The 16,422-nt window shown below is 54.9% G+C and carries 13 protein-coding genes and 1 pseudogene; 5 read left to right on the forward strand and 9 right to left on the reverse strand.

Going from position 1 to position 16,422, the window contains the following annotated elements:
• The first annotated feature begins 8 nt into the window (after window positions 1-8).
• Together JQ822_RS21420 and JQ822_RS21425 are read left to right on the forward strand one after the other, a co-directional pair.
• The gene (locus JQ822_RS21420; RefSeq protein ID WP_213135155.1) at window positions 9-869 is read left to right on the forward strand and encodes a ketose 1,6-bisphosphate aldolase; all 861 of its coding nucleotides are present in this window, start codon (window positions 9-11) and stop codon (window positions 867-869) included.
• The gene (locus JQ822_RS21425) at window positions 866-1,870 is read left to right on the forward strand and encodes a carbohydrate kinase family protein (RefSeq protein ID WP_213135214.1); all 1,005 of its coding nucleotides are present in this window, start codon (window positions 866-868) and stop codon (window positions 1,868-1,870) included. The genes JQ822_RS21420 and JQ822_RS21425 overlap by 4 nt, the downstream gene beginning before the upstream one ends.
• 3 nt (window positions 1,871-1,873) lie before the next feature.
• On the opposite strand, the gene JQ822_RS21430 is transcribed toward JQ822_RS21425, so the two are convergent.
• Window positions 1,874-2,605: a response regulator gene (locus tag JQ822_RS21430; protein WP_213135156.1), complete on the reverse strand. Its 732-nt coding sequence runs from the start codon at window positions 2,603-2,605 to the stop codon at window positions 1,874-1,876.
• A 287-nt stretch (window positions 2,606-2,892) separates the two neighbouring features.
• On the opposite strand from JQ822_RS21430, the gene fdhF reads away from it, so the two are divergent.
• Together fdhF and yjcO are read left to right on the forward strand one after the other, a co-directional pair.
• The gene (gene fdhF / locus JQ822_RS21435; RefSeq protein WP_213135157.1) at window positions 2,893-5,040 is read left to right on the forward strand and encodes a formate dehydrogenase subunit alpha; all 2,148 of its coding nucleotides are present in this window, start codon (window positions 2,893-2,895) and stop codon (window positions 5,038-5,040) included.
• A gap of 103 nt (window positions 5,041-5,143) precedes the next feature.
• Window positions 5,144-5,833 carry a Sel1 family TPR-like repeat protein YjcO gene (yjcO, locus tag JQ822_RS21440; RefSeq protein ID WP_213135158.1) on the forward strand — a complete coding sequence of 230 codons (690 nt, stop codon included), beginning with the start codon at window positions 5,144-5,146 and terminating at the stop codon, window positions 5,831-5,833.
• 53 nt (window positions 5,834-5,886) lie between these two features.
• Here yjcO and gltP read toward each other — a convergent pair whose 3' ends face one another.
• From gltP to nrfA, 8 genes and pseudogenes are all read right to left on the reverse strand, one after another.
• On the reverse strand, window positions 5,887-7,200 hold the full coding sequence (gltP, locus tag JQ822_RS21445; RefSeq protein ID WP_213135159.1) for a glutamate/aspartate:proton symporter GltP: 1,314 nt from the start codon (window positions 7,198-7,200) through the stop codon (window positions 5,887-5,889).
• A gap of 343 nt (window positions 7,201-7,543) precedes the next feature.
• Window positions 7,544-8,161 carry a heme lyase NrfEFG subunit NrfG gene (gene nrfG, locus JQ822_RS21450; RefSeq protein ID WP_213135160.1) on the reverse strand — a complete coding sequence of 206 codons (618 nt, stop codon included), beginning with the start codon at window positions 8,159-8,161 and terminating at the stop codon, window positions 7,544-7,546.
• Window positions 8,158-8,529, reverse strand: a pseudogene (gene nrfF, locus JQ822_RS24710) (heme lyase NrfEFG subunit NrfF); the annotation flags it as partial. The gene nrfG and the pseudogene nrfF, both read right to left, overlap by 4 nt.
• Window positions 8,530-8,557: 28 nt before the next feature.
• Window positions 8,558-10,285 (reverse strand): heme lyase CcmF/NrfE family subunit, encoded by a 1,728-nt coding sequence (locus JQ822_RS21455; RefSeq protein WP_446715023.1) that lies wholly within the window; start codon window positions 10,283-10,285, stop codon window positions 8,558-8,560.
• An 8-nt stretch (window positions 10,286-10,293) separates the two neighbouring features.
• Complete coding sequence (nrfD, locus tag JQ822_RS21460; protein ID WP_213135161.1) at window positions 10,294-11,250, reverse strand: cytochrome c nitrite reductase subunit NrfD; 957 nt, start codon at window positions 11,248-11,250, stop codon at window positions 10,294-10,296.
• Window positions 11,247-11,918 carry a cytochrome c nitrite reductase Fe-S protein gene (gene nrfC, locus JQ822_RS21465; RefSeq protein ID WP_213135162.1) on the reverse strand — a complete coding sequence of 224 codons (672 nt, stop codon included), beginning with the start codon at window positions 11,916-11,918 and terminating at the stop codon, window positions 11,247-11,249. The genes nrfD and nrfC overlap by 4 nt, the downstream gene beginning before the upstream one ends.
• Complete coding sequence (gene nrfB / locus JQ822_RS21470; protein WP_135323507.1) at window positions 11,915-12,481, reverse strand: cytochrome c nitrite reductase pentaheme subunit; 567 nt, start codon at window positions 12,479-12,481, stop codon at window positions 11,915-11,917. Before nrfB ends, nrfC begins: the two co-directional genes overlap by 4 nt.
• Window positions 12,482-12,525: 44 nt before the next feature.
• Window positions 12,526-13,962: an ammonia-forming nitrite reductase cytochrome c552 subunit gene (gene nrfA, locus JQ822_RS21475; RefSeq protein WP_213135163.1), complete on the reverse strand. Its 1,437-nt coding sequence runs from the start codon at window positions 13,960-13,962 to the stop codon at window positions 12,526-12,528.
• A 436-nt stretch (window positions 13,963-14,398) separates the two neighbouring features.
• Here nrfA and acs point away from each other — a divergent pair, with 436 nt between their 5' ends.
• Window positions 14,399-16,357 carry an acetate--CoA ligase gene (gene acs / locus JQ822_RS21480; RefSeq protein ID WP_213135164.1) on the forward strand — a complete coding sequence of 653 codons (1,959 nt, stop codon included), beginning with the start codon at window positions 14,399-14,401 and terminating at the stop codon, window positions 16,355-16,357.
• Window positions 16,358-16,422: the final 65 nt, after the last annotated feature.

Raw genomic sequence — 16,422 nt, forward strand, 5'->3', positions numbered from 1 at the left:
AGCGCATCATGCCATTGATCTCTCTCGCTGATGGTCTCGCCCATGCCCGCGAGCACCGCTATGCCTTAGGGGCGTTTAACGTTCTGGATTCACACTTCCTGCGCGCGCTGTTTGCCGCGGCAAAGCAGGAGCGTTCGCCGTTTATTATCAACATCGCCGAAGTACATTTTAAATATATCTCACTGGATTCTTTGGTCGAAGCGGTCAAATTCGAAGCCGCCAGACATGACATTCCAGTGGTGCTGAATCTTGACCACGGCCTGCACTTTGAGTCGGTGGTGCGAGCGCTACGCTTAGGTTTCAGTTCAGTGATGTTCGATGGCTCCACGCTGGAGTACGAAGAAAATATCCGCCAGACTCGTGAAGTGGTGAAGATGTGCCACGCTGTCGGCGTGTCGGTGGAAGCTGAGCTGGGTGCAGTCGGTGGCGATGAAGGCGGCGCGCTGTATGGTCATGCCGACGAATCACTGTTTACCGACCCGATGCTGGCGCGGGATTTCGTCGACAGAACCGGAATTGACGCGCTGGCGGTCGCCATTGGCAATGCGCACGGCAAGTACAAAGGCGAACCCAAACTCGACTTCCCGCGGCTGGACGCCATTCGCCAGCAGGCGGCGATCCCGCTGGTGCTACACGGCGGTTCCGGCATCAGCGACGACGATTTCCGTCGCGCTATTGCGCTTGGTATTCACAAAATTAACTTCTATACCGGCATGTCGCAGGCGGCGTTGTCAGCAGTCGAGTCGCGAATGAGCAACCGTCAGCCGCTGTACGACGAATTTGCCGAACTGCTGCTAAGTATTGAAGAAGCCATTACCGATACCGTTTCAGAACAGATGCGTATTTTTGGCAGCGCGGGGCAGGTCTGATGGAACGCAAAGGCATTATTGCCGCAGGGAATATGCTGGTCGATCATGTACATCAGATTGTGCAGTGGCCGGAACGCGGCTGGCTGGCGGAGATCACCCGTAGCGAACGCGCCACGGGCGGTGCACCGCTGAACGTGCTACTGACGCTGGCGAAAATGCACTCCGGGATGCCGCTGCAGGCGGTGGGGTTAATCGGTCAGGACAGCGACGGCGACTACATCATGGCGATGCTCGAGCAGTATCACGTTAATCGCCAACACGTGCAGCGCACCACTTTCGCGCCCACCTCTATGTCGCAGGTCATGACTGACCCGAGCGGTCAGCGCACCTTTTTCCACTCCCCCGGTGCCAACCGGCTGCTGGATCTGCCCGCTTTTGAGCAGTTGGATACCTCGATGAAAATCTTCCATCTCGGTTATCTGCTGCTGCTCGACAGCCTGGATATGCCGGATGTGGAATTTGGCACTCGTAGCGCGCGGCTGTTGGCGCAAATGCGCGACAACGGTTTTGAAACGTCGCTGGATCTGGTGTCACGCAAGGGCGATCCGCGCTACCAGCCGCTGGTGATGCCCGCCCTGCGCCATCTCGACTATCTGGTGATTAACGAACTGGAGGCCGGGGAGTTTAGCGGGCTGGAAATTCGTCAGCCCAACGGCGAGCTGCATATCCCGCACATCGCCACCGCCGCGCGTGAACTGCTGGACGCAGGCGTGCGCCAGCGGGTGGTGATCCACTGCCCGGAAGGTGCCTGGGGTGAAGCGCCGGATCGGGCGGGCGTCTGGATCCCATCACAATACCTGGCGCAGGAGGAGATCGTGGGTAGCGTCGGGGCGGGAGATGCGTTTTGCGCCGGTTTCCTGTATGGCTGTCATGAACGTTGGTCACTGGATGAGAGCATCCGGCTGGCACACGCCTGCGCACGAGCAAGCCTACTGTGCGCCAACGCGATAGACGGTGCGAAAACGCTGGAAGCGTTAAAAGCCTGTATAGCTGATACCTGATGCTTACGCCGCCTTATCGTGATGCTGGACGTCAGCGGCAAATACGTACCCTAAACCGCGCAGGGTTTTGATCAGCATCGGCTGATGCGGGTTGGTCTCTATTTTTCGCCGTAGTCGCATGATTAACACATCGATGGTGCGATCAAACACGTCGACGCTGTCACTGCGCGTCAGTTCCAGCAGTTGCTCACGGCTGAGCACCCGGCGGGCGTTTTGTACCAGCGCCAGTAGCAGGCTGTATTCGCCCTGCGTCAGGTCTACCTTCAGTTGCTGAGGATTGTGCAACTGGCAGCCTGCGGTATCCAGATGCCAGCCATTAAAAGAAAGCCCGGTGGTTTGCGCGCCTGCGCTTTCAGGCGTGAGCACGCCCACGCGTCTGAGCACCGCCTTTACCCGCGCCACCAGCACGCGCGCGTTGAACGGTTTACCGATGTAGTCGTCAGCGCCCATTTCCAGCCCAACCACCACATCCGACTCGCTGCCCATACCGGTCAGCATCACTACTGGTAGTCCGGGCCTCAGCTTTTGTATCTGCTGTAGCACCATCAGACCGTTGATATCAGGCAGCATCATATCCAGCAGTACCAGAGCGATTTCCGGCTGCGTCTCAATGCAGCGCAGCGCCTCCTGGCCGCTATAACAAGCGGTCACTGCAAAGACATGCTCGTTCAGCACATCCTGTAAAAGCGTGCAGACAGCCACGTCATCATCCACAACCAGTATCGCCGGCTTCATTGTTTTTCCCCATTTATGGCCAACTTAAATGAGTGTGAATGATTCTGCGCAGAGTGACAGCGATAAGGCACAGGATGTGCGGGAAACATAGCCCCGGTCACACTGCCAGACCGTCACGCCCTGGAGATTCGTCACGTCAAATATGACGACAGCCTGTTTTTCGTCAGGGTTTTGCGCAAATTATGCCCGTATTATCGGCTGATGCCCCTGATAAAAACATGGCATAAAAGATGCATAACAAAAACGACAAGCGCGTATGCGCGATTTGATTAACTGGAGCGAGACCGATGAAAAAAGTCGTCACGGTTTGCCCATATTGCGCATCAGGTTGCAAAATCAACCTGGTGGTCGATAACGGCAAAATCGTCCGGGCTGAGGCGGCGCAGGGGAAAACCAACCAGGGTACCCTGTGTCTGAAGGGCTACTATGGCTGGGATTTTATCAACGATACCCAGATCCTGACCCCTCGCCTGAAAACCCCCATGATCCGTCGCCAACGTGGCGGCAAACTGGAATCTGTTTCCTGGGATGAAGCGCTGGATTACGTGGCTAATCGCCTGAGCGCCATCAAAGCGAAGTATGGCCCGGACGCCATTCAGACGACCGGTTCATCTCGCGGAACGGGTAATGAAACCAACTATGTAATGCAAAAATTCGCGCGCGCCGTTATTGGTACCAATAACGTTGACTGCTGCGCTCGCGTCTGACACGGCCCTTCGGTTGCAGGTCTGCACCAATCGGTCGGTAACGGCGCAATGAGTAATGCGATTAACGAAATTGATAACACCGATTTAGTGTTTATTTTCGGGTACAACCCGGCGGATTCCCACCCTATTGTGGCGAATCACGTGATTAACGCTAAGCGTAACGGGGCGAAAATCATCGTCTGCGATCCGCGCAAAATTGAAACTGCGCGCATTGCCGACATGCACATCGCGTTAAGAAACGGCTCGAACATCGCACTGCTCAACGCTATGGGTCATGTCATCATCGAAGAAAAACTGTACGACCAGGCGTTCGTGGCCTCACGTACGGAAGGCTTTGAAGAGTACAGCAAGATTGTCGAAGGCTATACGCCGGAGTCCGTCGAAGACATTACTGGCGTTAGCGCTCAGGAAATTCGTCAGGCTGCACGTATGTACGCCTCGGCGAAAAGCGCCGCTATCCTGTGGGGCATGGGTGTAACCCAGTTCTATCAGGGTGTGGAAACAGTGCGTTCACTGACCAGCCTCGCGATGCTGACCGGCAACCTCGGTAAGCCAAGCGTGGGCGTTAACCCGGTTCGCGGCCAGAACAACGTTCAGGGTGCCTGCGACATGGGCGCGCTGCCGGATACCTATCCAGGCTATCAGTACGTTAAGTTCCCGGAAAACCGCGAGAAATTCGCCAAAGCCTGGGGCGTGGAAAGCCTGCCTGCACATACTGGCTATCGCATCAGCGAGCTACCACACCGTGCGGCGCATGGCGAAGTGCGCGCGGCGTACATTATGGGCGAAGATCCATTACAGACCGATGCTGAACTCTCCGCAGTGCGCAAAGGCTTTGAGGATCTGGAGCTGGTCATCGTGCAGGATATCTTCATGACCAAAACTGCCGCTGCCGCAGACGTTATTTTGCCGTCTACGTCATGGGGTGAGCATGAAGGCGTCTTTACCGCCGCTGACCGTGGCTTCCAGCGCTTCTTTAAAGCGGTTGAGCCGAAGTGGGATCTGAAAACGGACTGGCAGATTATCAGTGAAATCGCCACCCGTATGGGCTACCCGATGCACTACAACAATACCCAGGAAATCTGGGATGAGTTGCGTCATCTGTGCCCGGACTTCTACGGCGCCACTTACGAGAAAATGGGCGAACTGGGTTATGTCATGTGGCCATGCCGCGACACCTCAGATGCCGACCAGGGTACGTCTTACCTCTTTAAAGAGAAGTTCGACACCCCGAACGGCCTGGCGCAGTTCTTCACCTGTGACTGGGTCGCGCCAATCGACAAGCTCACCGAAGAGTACCCGATGGTGCTGTCGACGGTGCGTGAAGTCGGCCACTACTCTTGCCGCTCCATGACCGGCAACTGTGCGGCGCTGGCGGCGTTAGCAGATGAACCGGGCTACGCCCAGATCAACACCGCCGACGCAGAACGTTTGGGCATTCAGGATGAAGAGCTGGTATGGGTTAACTCGCGCAAAGGTCGCGTTATCACCCGCGCGGCAGTCAGCGATCGTCCGAACAAAGGCGCGATTTACATGACCTACCAGTGGTGGATTGGGGCATGTAATGAACTGGTAACCGAGAACTTAAGCCCGATTACCAAAACGCCGGAGTACAAGTACTGTGCCGTCAACGTTGAGCGCATTGCCGACCAGCGTGCTGCTGAGCAGTATGTAATTGATGAGTACACTAAGCTGAAATCCAGCCTGCGCGAAAGCGCAATGGGTTAGTCCGTTTACGTACCTGTTCTGCAACAGCCTCCGCCCGGAGGCTGTTTTTTTATCCATACGATCTCTTTATACTGTTCATTCCGTACCCTAAATAAAACTCAAAATGAAACAACTTCTTGCATTGATGTTCCTCGTGACATTCTTTGCCCATGCCAGTGATACTGAGCCAGGAAGCCAGTACCTACAGGCCGCTGAGGCAGGGGACCGACGCGCACAGTATTTTCTCGCCGATACCTGGTTCAGCTCGGGCGATTTGAGCAAAGCCGAGTATTGGGCGCAAAAAGCCGCCGACAACGGTGATGCTGATGCCTGCGCGCTACTGGCGCAAATCAAAATTACAAATCCGGTAAGTCTTGACTACCCCCAGGCCAAAACACTGGCGGAAAAGGCCGCCAAAGCGGGCAGTAAAGCGGGAGAACTCACCCTGGCACGAATCCTGGTCAACACCCAGGCAGGGCGCACCGATTACCCCAAAGCCATTACTTTGCTGCAAAACGCCTCTGAAGATCTGGAAAACGACTCCGCCGTCGACGCACAAATGCTGCTCGGGCTGATTTACGCCAATGGCGTAGGCATTCCCGCAGACGATGACAAAGCCACCTGGTATTTCAAACGCAGCTCGGCTATTTCGCGAACCGGGTATTCCGAATACTGGGCCGGGATGATGTTCCTAAACGGCGAACAGGGTTTTATTGAGAAGAATAAACAGAAGGCGCTGCACTGGTTGAATCTAAGCTGTACGGAAGGGTTTGATACCGGCTGCGAGGAGTTTGATAAATTAACCAATGGTTGATGTTTGTTGTCTGATGGCGCGATCAACTGCGCCATCAGACAACCCGTAATCAATTACTGATTAGCGGTCTTATCAAATTTGCCCAAAACATCGCGCTCATAGGCCAGCGCTTTTTTGCGGTCAAATTTGTGTTCCCATTTGGCAATCACCAGCACCGCCAGCGCGTTACCTACCACGTTCAGCGCAGTACGCGCCATATCGAGGATACGGTCAACACCGGCAATAAACGCCAGACCTTCCAGCGGAATACCCACGCTACCCAGCGTCGCCAGCAGCACCACAAATGATACGCCCGGCACGCCCGCGATCCCTTTCGAAGTCACCATCAGCGTCAGCACCAGCACGATTTCCTGCCACAGCGACAGATCGATACCGTACAGCTGGGCAATGAAGATAGCGGCGATACTCTGGTACAGCGTCGAACCGTCGAGGTTGAACGAGTACCCGGTCGGCACCACAAAGCTGGTAATTGAGGCCGGTGCGCCATAGGCTTCCATCTTCTCAATAATACGCGGCAGCACGCTCTCAGAGCTGGCGGTAGAGTAGGCCAGAATCAGCTCGTCTTTCAGGATACGAATCAGGATCCAGATGCTCAAACCGCAGATACGCGCCACGATACCGAGTACCACCAGCGCGAAGAACAGAATGGCAAAGTGCACCAGCAGCACCAGCTTTGCCAGCGGCCACAGGGAGGCAAAACCGAAGTTCGCCACGGTGACGGCAATCAGTGCAAAGACACCCACCGGCGCATAACGCATCACCATGTGCGTCACTTTAAACATGGTTTCGGAAATAGAACGGAATACGGTAACCAGCGGTTCGCGGTGAGTGGCTGGCAGCGAAGACAGACCTAAACCGAACAGCACCGAGAAGAAGATAATCGGCAGCATGTCGCCTTTGGCCATCGATGCGACGATGTTGGTCGGCACCAGTGACAAAATTGTGCCCATCAGGCCATGCGCGTGGCTCTGCACTTCAGCGGTTGTACTCTGATATTTCGAAATATCCACGGTCGCCAGCTGCGACATATCAATCCCGGAACCCGGCTGGAACACATTCGCCAGCGTGATCCCAAGGATAATCGCCACGGTGGTGATCACTTCGAAATAGAGAATGGTTTTAGCGCCAATACGGCCCAGCTGTTTGGCATCACCGACCCCGGCGATACCGACCACCAGCGTGGAGATAACAATCGGCACAACAATCATTTTAATCAGATGGATAAAGATATCCCCTGCCGGAGACAGCAGGTTGACCACCAGCCATTCGCGGCTGTCACTGTGGTAATGCAGGTAACTCCCCAGCAAAATGCCCAGCACCATGGCGATTAGAATCTGCCATGCCAGGCTGACTTTCAAATTTTTCATAACAACGGACTTCCTCGATGGAGCGCTATTCCACACACGTAGTGCGGGAACAGTACATACTGAAAGGGTATGATTTGTGTTGCGTTCGTTTATGGAGTTTTTTAACGCTTATTATCATTATCATTTGCGTACTGTCTCGCGCAACCCTCCAGGAACAGCGCCTTTAGCTGATTTTATGCATAAAAACGCGAGTTTATGCGGGTCATCATGAATAACTTTTTGTTATAAAAGAATATTTATTTGATAAAAAATGAAGAATTTACGTCGTGCATTTTTTTCACGAATTCGTTCAACTGCTGTTTTTTTACACAGCAAAAACGACACAAATCACAAAAAAACAAAATTATTTTTGTCTATTCTGCAGCAATTTCGCCATATTGATCGAGTCAATTAGCTGTGCGCGATCCACCCTCGGCGAGTTTAAATCGAGAACCTTTTGCCACTGCAAAATGGACTGCGCGTAGTCAGCCTGCATAAACGCATCGGAAGCCAGCAGCATCAGCGCGGTGACCTCTGCCGGGTCCAGTTTCAGCGATTTATCGATCATTTCACGGGCGGGCGGCGTCATATGTTGCCCGGCCTGATAGTACAATACCGTCGCCAGCGCCGAATAGATTTCGGCGTTTTCACCGCGCAAACGCAGCGCCTGCTCATAGGCCAGTAGCGCATTATGATACGCGTTTTGCCAAAGATAATATTCACCCAATTGCGCCCATTGCGTGCTGTCTTGCGGGTTGGCGCGAATTTTTGATTGCAGCGAAATCAGCTGTGTTTCCTGAATATTCTCATCAGAGAACGCGTGTAAGGGATCCGCCAGTCTCACCTGCTCCTGACGCACCGCCTGCCATTTTGGCGTCATCAGATAAGCTCCAATACAGGCAGCAACCATCAGCACAGCCGCTGCAGCCAGTCGTTTCACGGGCATCGGACGTAACGGTGTGGAACATTCAGGCTGACTCATCGTTCGTCCTCTTCTCTGCGTTGACGCTCTCTCACCCGCCAGATGATCACCCCCACCAACAGCAATAACAGACACGGCAGCGCCCACAGCAGCAGCGTTTGCTCATTGAGTGGAGGATTATACCGGACGAAATCACCGTAACGATCGGTCATCCACGAGGTGATCTCGTCTTCGTTTTTCCCCTCTGCCACCATGCTGTACACCTGATGACGCATACTGACCGCCACCGGCGCATTGGATTCCAGTAAGTTTTGATTCTGACACTGCGGGCAGCGCAGTTGGCTGGCAATAGACAGGGCTTTTTCTTGCTGTTGCGGGTTATCAAAGCGCCAGGTGTCCACAACCTGGGCATGCGTCGCGAAGGTGATGCAAAACAGGATAATAAAACCGCAGATACTACGCATCGCGCGTCCTCCCTCGCCATCCGCTGAGCAGCGCACCGAGCACCATCAGCAGCCCGCCGCCCCATACCCAACGCACACCGCTTTGCACGTATAAACGCATGGCGTAGCGGTCCGGTCCGGTTTTTTCGCCTATCACCGCATACCAGTCATGCAGCAGATTCCAGCGGATACCCGGCTCCATCATTTGCTGGCGACGAGCAGCATAGAAACGCCTCTCCGGTTGCAGGCTGCCGATACGCTTTTCATTCTGCCACAGCGTAATTAGCGCTTTCTCGCTGGTGTAGTTTCCTTTTGCTTCCAGATCGAGGCGTTCAAAACGGAAAATATAGCCCGCCAGTTCCACCTGCTGCCCCGGACTCAGATTCAGGCTAACTTCCTGACGGCTCCCGCTGGAAAAAACAATCCCGGCGGCAAAAACCAGTACACCGGCATGCGCGAGCAGCGCCGGAAGCTGGCTTCGCAGCGAGGCTTTCCGGCTTCTGATCGTCGCCAGCACGATAACCACCAGCATCAGCAGGCCAAACGGCAGCGTCGCGCGGTTAAAGTATGGCGCGCCAACGGAAAGTCGTCCCCAGCCAAACAGGCCGTAGATCATTGGGTACAGCGTGCCAATCAGCACGATCAGCAGCACCGCGCAAAAGAGCAGCAGCGCGACCAGAATCAACATCTCACGCGACCAGCCGCCAAAACGCGCCGTCTGGCGAACATCACGCGCCCGCCAGGCGTACAGCCCGAGCGACGCCAGGCTTAACACGGTAAACAGCGCGAACAGCGGCGCAGCACGGACGTTATCCAGTGCGAAGGCATGCACAGAAACCAGAATGCCGGAACGTACAATCAGCGTGCCCAGCAGCGATAGAATCAGCGTGACAATCGCCAGCAGCAGCAACCAGTGTTGGAAGCCTCCGCGCCGGCGCGAGACGTACAGGCTATGCAGTAGCGCACTGGCGGAAAGCCAGGGTAATAAGGAGGCATTTTCTACCGGATCCCAGAACCACCAGCCGCCCCAGCCCAGTTCACAGTACGCCCACCAGGAACCGAGGATGATCCCCAGCGTCAGGGCGCACCAGCCGGGCAGCGCCCAGCGCCAGCACACCCATGCGGTCTGTGCGTTAAAACCGCCGCGCAGCAGCGAGGCCAGCGCCACACCGGCCGCCACCATCAGGCCACCGTAGCCCAGATACAGCAACGGCGGATGCAGGATTAACCCGAGATGTTGCAGCATCGGGTTCAGGTCACGCCCTTCAATCGCTGGTGGGAAGATACGGACAAACGGATCGGACCACACCACCACGAACAGCAGCAGTGAGGCCGTCATCATAGACAGGACGCTTAATGTCAGCGGAAACAACGCGTCCGCCTCGCGACAAGAACGCCAGGCGAACAGCGCGCTCCAGGCGGAAAGAAACAGCACCCACAGCAGCAGCGACCCTTCATGACCGCCCCACACCGCCGCCAGCTTTAACCCCCACGGCAGCAGGCTATAGCTGTGCTGAGCAACATACACAACGGAGAAGTCGCTGGTCAGGAAACAGAACACCAGAATGGCAAAAGCCAGCAGCAACAGCGCAAACTGCGTCCACACGCCAGCACAGGCCAGGCGCATAACACCCTGCCAGCGCTGGCGGACACCCGCCAACACGGCAAGCGGGGTCAACACGTTGACCCCGAGACTTAACAGCAATGCCAGAAAACCGGCTTCAGGAAGGAGTACGTCCAGAAATCACCTTACGCAACGGTTAGCTGACCCGCATAGAGAATAAAAAAGCGCAGCAGCAGCACGCCGGTCAGGCTCGCACCGCACACTGCCAGCACGCCGTGAAACGTCGAGATGCGATTAGCCCACGGTTTTAGCAGCATCGGCAGGATCAGACCCAACCCAGCCACGCCCAGCCAGAACCACCAGGTCCAGAAGCCGCCGCCCAGCGCCGCAGCCAGCGCGCGCATTTTGCCGTCATCGCCCAACGCCAGCCCGACGAAGAACGCCGCCAGCAGGAAGATTTCCAGCCACACCACCGGGGTTTCCATGTGGTGTACAAAGTGCGCCTCGGTGCTATGCGGGTTACTGCGATGACGCAGCGCCATAGCGATCAGCGCCACCGCCGCACCGGAGGAGATCCCGGAGAACAGGAACAGCACCGGCAGGATCGGGTTATTCAGGAACGGATAGGATTTCAGTGCCGACAGCAGGAATCCGGTGTAGGCCCCGAGCAGAACCGCCAGCACCAGCATCAGCGTCTCCAACGCGCGATGGAACGGCGTGATTAGCGTCAGCAATTTTGGCACGATCGTCAGTCGCGGCACGAACCGCTGTTGCAGGGCAATCACCTCTTTTTCAAAGATTTTTGCCAGCCACAGCACCAGTACCACCATATACACCTGGAACAGCATGACCCCCATCGACATCACCGAGGTGAAGCTGTAGTGGAACATCAGTTTCCAGAAGGTCCATGGACGCGTCAGGTGAAAGACCAGGATCAGCAGGCCGAGAATAATCGCCCCCGGACCAAGTACCAGCGTGGTGCGCAGTAACGTGCTGTCTGAACCGCCCGCTTCCGGGTGCAGCCGTCGTAATAATACCGCCAGCGTCACCAGTCCGGCGGAAATACCGATCAGGAACAGATAGATGGCAATGGGCCAGTCCCACACCAGTGATTCAAAATGGAATGCAGAAGCGGGTGTCATTGGCTCACCTCCCCATATTTAAAGGGAACGCGGTAGACCTTCGGTTTAGTGCCCAGCGCCAGCTTGTAACGGTAGGTATTTTTCTGGTGCAACAGACGAGAGATCTCACTGTTGGGATCGTCAAGGTTACCAAACGTCAGCGCTTTTGTCGGACATGACTCAACGCAGGCAGGCTGTTTGCCCGCTTTCAGGTTGGTTTTACGGCAGAAGTCGCACTTATCCGCCGTCTTGTTGACCGGATGAATAAAGCGCACGCGATACGGACAGGCGGCGATGCAATACTGGCAGCCGACGCACAGATCCGGGTTCACATCCACAATGCCGCTGGCGGCATCGCGATACGATGCCCCCGTTGGGCAGACATCAACGCAGGGCGCATGATCGCAGTGCTGGCACGAGTGGCGGAAGAAACGGTACTTCACATCAGGAAACGTCCCCAGCGGCTCGCTACGAATAATCGTCAGACGTGACACGCCTTCCGGCACATTATTGACTTCCCGACAGGCGTCCATACAGGCGGTGCAGCCGATGCATAATGACTCATCATGTACCATGCCGTAACGTACGCCATTGATGTTTAACGTCTTCGCCACGACGCGCCCCGCCGTCCCGCTCACTGCCACCAGCGCGCCGACGTCGGTGATAAACTGGCGACGAGAGCAACTCATGGATGCTCCTTAAGCAAGGGAATCGACGCCGGGTTAAAGTTCGGATTGTTACGCTGATCGCTGTGGCAATCGACGCAAATCTTAATCCGTCCTTTATCGCTCAGCGTCTGCATCGTGTCTTGCTTCGGATGCAGTGAGTGACAGCTGGCACACGCTACTTTGGTCACGTGAACATCGTGAGGCCAGAACGCTTTTTGCAACTGCTCAGGCAGGTGACAGGACATACAGACGCTGTTCTGCTGCTCCACATTGTACATCGGCTCGTTAAAGCGCATCACATCCTTCACCCCTTCGCGGTGGTTCGGTGACGGCTGGCCGTGACAGTTAGTGCAGGTGACCGGCAGTTTATTGTTCGGGTTGATGACTTCTGCATGTTTACCATGCATGCCTTCGGTGTCTGGCTTGTGACAATCCAGACAGGCAGCATCCGGGCTACGCTGTTGGGTAACCGTCCAGCGTTGGTCCGATTCCTGTGGCGTGGGTGTGGCGGCGTTCCCGCACAGGCTCCAGAACAGGCCTGACGCCAGCACCCCAGCAGTTAATAACGAACGTAATACGCTCATATTCACTCCGTTGAGTTATCCGCCCCTTGCGAGGCGGAATGGGGTTATTGGCTTAACAGACCGTTTTTACGCGCCTGGTCTTCCCATTGCGGAATCACCGTTTTGATGAAGTCCTGCTTCTCAGCATTGATTTGCTCCATGTTCAAACCGATCGCCTTCTGGGCTTTCTCTTTGGTAGAGATATCCGGCAGCGGGATTTCATGCGTAATGCCTTTGGTCGCCAGCAGACGGACCAGTTTGGTACGCGCATCGGCGGCTTTATCCATCGCGCTACCCAACATGCGCAGACCTTCTTCCGGCGCATGCATGTGAATACCGTGAGAAGCGATTGACAGATCCCAGCGCCATTGCGCGTGGCGAATGTCTTCCAGAATCGGCTTCATTTCGGCTTCCGTTGCGCCCGCATCCCATGCTGCTTTCGCTTCGAAGTGGGCATGTACCAGCTGATCTTCAACCTTGATTTTCAGGTCATGAATCGCTTGTTTACGCTCAGCGACCACTTTTTGCAGGGACGCTTTGTCCTGGGTGTGGCAGTTGGCGCAGGTCTGAGGGAAGTTATCGAATGGGTTACCAATTTTATGGTCGGTGTAGATCTTGCCTTCGGCGTTTTGCACTTTCGGCATGTGACAGTCGATACAGGTCACGTTGTTTTTGCCGTGAATGCCCGCGCTCCAGGTTTCATATTCCGGGTGCTGCGCTTTCAGCATCGGCGTTTTAGATAAGGAGTTGGTCCAGTCAGAGAACGCAATGGTGTCGTAGTATTTCTCCATGTTCTCGACTTTCATGCCCTCGTCCCACGGGAACTTAACGGCTTTGTTTTTACCGTCGAAGTAGTACTCCACGTGGCACTGACCACAAACCATGGACTGCTGGTCAAAGCGACCGGCCTTATCAAACGGTTTGCCGATAGTTTCCATCGCGCGTTCCGCATAAGGGCGCGATAGCGTCAGTTCTGGCTTGCCTTTGGCAAAGTCTGGTGACGCAGTGTTATGGCAATCGCCACAGCCTAAGTTGTTAACAATTTCCGGACCGCCACGCGCCCATTTGCCGTGGAAGTAGCCGTCTTCGCCATCTTTCTGGATCAGACGCGCCACGTCCGGGCTTTTACAGCTCCAGCAGGCCATTGGCAACGGGCCGTCTTCTGCGGTTTTTGGCGCGCCGGTACGTAAGGTTTCGCGTACGTCAGTGATGGCATACGCGTGTCCACGCGGTTTGTTGTAATCACGCGAGAAAGGATATCCCGCCCACAGAATCACCAGCCGCGGATCTTCTGCCAGCGCATCTTCGCGTGCGGACTGCTCCGACGTGGCTTTCCATGAGAGGTATTGATCGGGATGCTGAGGGGCGAAGGTTTCATTCTTCGCTTCAACGGTGACGGTTTTTGCGGGTACTGGGGTTTGTTCAGCGTGAACGGCAGAGATAAATAAAAACGGTAATATCAGGCTGAAAAAACGGAGTACGGGTGATTTTGTCCTTGCCATAGAGGGGGTCTCATCCAGATGACGCCATTGTCTGCAATGGCGATTCTTTTATTGTTTTCCATAACAGCAACCACACGCATACTGTCATGACATTGCTCCACCCTCTTTTTAACAAAAAACCACATTAAAAATGTTGTTTTTAATCAATTGTAAGTGCATGTAAAATACCACTTTAGAGTTATTAACCCCCTCCAGGATCTCACTCTTTCGTCTATTCCTGCTACAGATCACCTTTTCAACAGCTTTCATATAACTGCATGTTATAGCGAGATTTAATCAATTTTTGCTAGCACCCTTCAAAAATCAGTTTGCCGCTAATTTGCACAATTCGGTTATTGCGTGATCTGCCGCTCAAATCCCAAACAAAACTCTTAAAGGCCCTACATTTAACTTTTTCGCGACATATTATTAACATCCTACAAGGAGAACAAAAGCCATGAGCCAAATACATAAACACGCCATTCCCGCAAATATTGCGGATCGTTGCCTGATAAATCCGGAGCAGTACGACGCGAAATACCAGCAGTCTATTACCGACCCCGACACATTTTGGGGCGAACAGGGAAAAATTCTTGATTGGATCAAACCGTACAGCCAGGTGAAAAACACCTCTTTTGCCCCCGGCAACGTGTCCATTAAATGGTACGAAGACGGCACGCTGAACCTGGCGGCTAACTGTCTTGATCGCCATCTGCGGGAAAACGGCGATCGCACCGCCATCATTTGGGAAGGCGATGACGCCACCCAGAGCAAACATATTACCTATCGCGAACTGCATCGCGACGTTTGCCGTTTTGCCAATACCTTGCTGGAGTTAGGCATTAAAAAAGGCGATGTGGTGGCGATCTATATGCCAATGGTACCGGAGGCCGCGGTGGCCATGCTGGCTTGCGCCCGTATTGGCGCAGTGCATTCGGTCATCTTCGGCGGATTCTCCCCGGAAGCCGTTGCCGGGCGCATCATCGATTCCAACTCGCGCCTGGTGATCACCGCTGACGAAGGCGTGCGTGCTGGACGCGGCATCCCACTGAAAAAGAACGTGGATGATGCACTGAAAAACCCGAACGTGAAGACCGTTGAGCACGTGGTGGTTCTCAAACGTACCGGCGGAAAAACGGACTGGCAGGAAGGCCGCGACCTGTGGTGGTCCGATCTTATTGAGAAAGCCAGCCCTGAGCATCAGCCGGAAGAAATGAACGCGGAAGATCCGCTGTTTATTCTGTATACCTCCGGTTCAACCGGTAAACCAAAAGGCGTGCTGCACACCACCGGTGGGTATCTGGTTTATGCCGCAACCACCTTTAAGTATGTGTTTGATTATCATCAGGGTGATATCTACTGGTGTACCGCTGACGTGGGTTGGGTAACCGGACACAGCTACCTGCTGTACGGTCCGCTGGCCTGCGGCGCTACTACGCTAATGTTTGAAGGCGTACCCAACTGGCCAACACCGGCGCGTATGTCGCAGGTCGTTGATAAGCATCAGGTCAATATTCTCTACACCGCGCCAACCGCGATCCGCGCCCTGATGGCGGAAGGCGATAAAGCGATTGAAGGCACCGATCGTTCGTCTCTGCGCATTCTGGGTTCCGTTGGCGAGCCAATCAACCCGGAAGCGTGGGAGTGGTACTGGAAGAAGATCGGCAACGAAAAATGCCCGGTGGTCGACACCTGGTGGCAGACCGAAACCGGGGGCTTCATGATCACCCCGCTGCCGGGCGCCACCGAACTGAAAGCCGGTTCCGCAACACGTCCGTTCTTTGGCGTGCAGCCCGCAATCGTCGACAATGAAGGTAATCCTCTGGAAGGCGCGACCGAAGGCAATCTGGTGATTACCAATTCCTGGCCGGGTCAGGCGAGAACCCTGTTTGGCGATCACGATCGCTTTGAACAAACCTACTTCTCCACCTTCAAAAATATGTACTTCAGCGGCGACGGCGCACGCCGTGACGAAGACGGTTATTACTGGATCACCGGACGCGTGGACGACGTGCTGAACGTTTCGGGTCACCGTCTGGGAACAGCAGAAATCGAGTCGGCGCTGGTGTCGCATCCGAAGATTGCCGAAGCCGCGGTGGTGGGTATTCCACATAATATTAAAGGCCAGGCCATCTATGCCTACGTCACATTGAACCACGGAGAAGAACCGACACCTGAGCTGTACGCCGAAGTTCGCAACTGGGTACGTAAAGAAATTGGTCCGCTGGCAACACCAGACGTGCTGCACTGGACCGACTCACTGCCAAAAACCCGCTCCGGCAAAATTATGCGCCGTATTCTGCGCAAAATTGCGGCCGGCGATACCAGCAATCTGGGCGATACCTCGACCCTCGCCGATCCTGGCGTGGTAGAGAAACTGCTCGAAGAGAAGCAGGCTATCGCAATGCCATCATAACGATAACCATGAAATGCCCGATAGCGCGCTGCTTATCGGGCCTACAACCTCACCCCTGCCCTTTC

The organism is Citrobacter sp. FP75 (assembly GCF_018342065.1).
Lineage (GTDB): Bacteria > Pseudomonadota > Gammaproteobacteria > Enterobacterales > Enterobacteriaceae > Citrobacter.

Coding starts and splice junctions, on each gene's coding strand:
- nrfD (WP_213135161.1), bottom strand. CDS start 11,250: ATGACACCCGCTTCTGCATTCCATTTTGAATCACTGGTGTGGGACTGG.
- JQ822_RS21420 (WP_213135155.1), top strand. CDS start 9: ATGCCATTGATCTCTCTCGCTGATGGTCTCGCCCATGCCCGCGAGCAC.
- JQ822_RS21430 (WP_213135156.1), bottom strand. CDS start 2,605: ATGAAGCCGGCGATACTGGTTGTGGATGATGACGTGGCTGTCTGCACG.
- nrfB (WP_135323507.1), bottom strand. CDS start 12,481: ATGAGCGTATTACGTTCGTTATTAACTGCTGGGGTGCTGGCGTCAGGC.
- yjcO (WP_213135158.1), top strand. CDS start 5,144: ATGAAACAACTTCTTGCATTGATGTTCCTCGTGACATTCTTTGCCCAT.
- nrfA (WP_213135163.1), bottom strand. CDS start 13,962: ATGGCAAGGACAAAATCACCCGTACTCCGTTTTTTCAGCCTGATATTA.
- nrfG (WP_213135160.1), bottom strand. CDS start 8,161: ATGAGTCAGCCTGAATGTTCCACACCGTTACGTCCGATGCCCGTGAAA.
- acs (WP_213135164.1), top strand. CDS start 14,399: ATGAGCCAAATACATAAACACGCCATTCCCGCAAATATTGCGGATCGT.
- gltP (WP_213135159.1), bottom strand. CDS start 7,200: ATGAAAAATTTGAAAGTCAGCCTGGCATGGCAGATTCTAATCGCCATG.
- nrfC (WP_213135162.1), bottom strand. CDS start 11,918: ATGAGTTGCTCTCGTCGCCAGTTTATCACCGACGTCGGCGCGCTGGTG.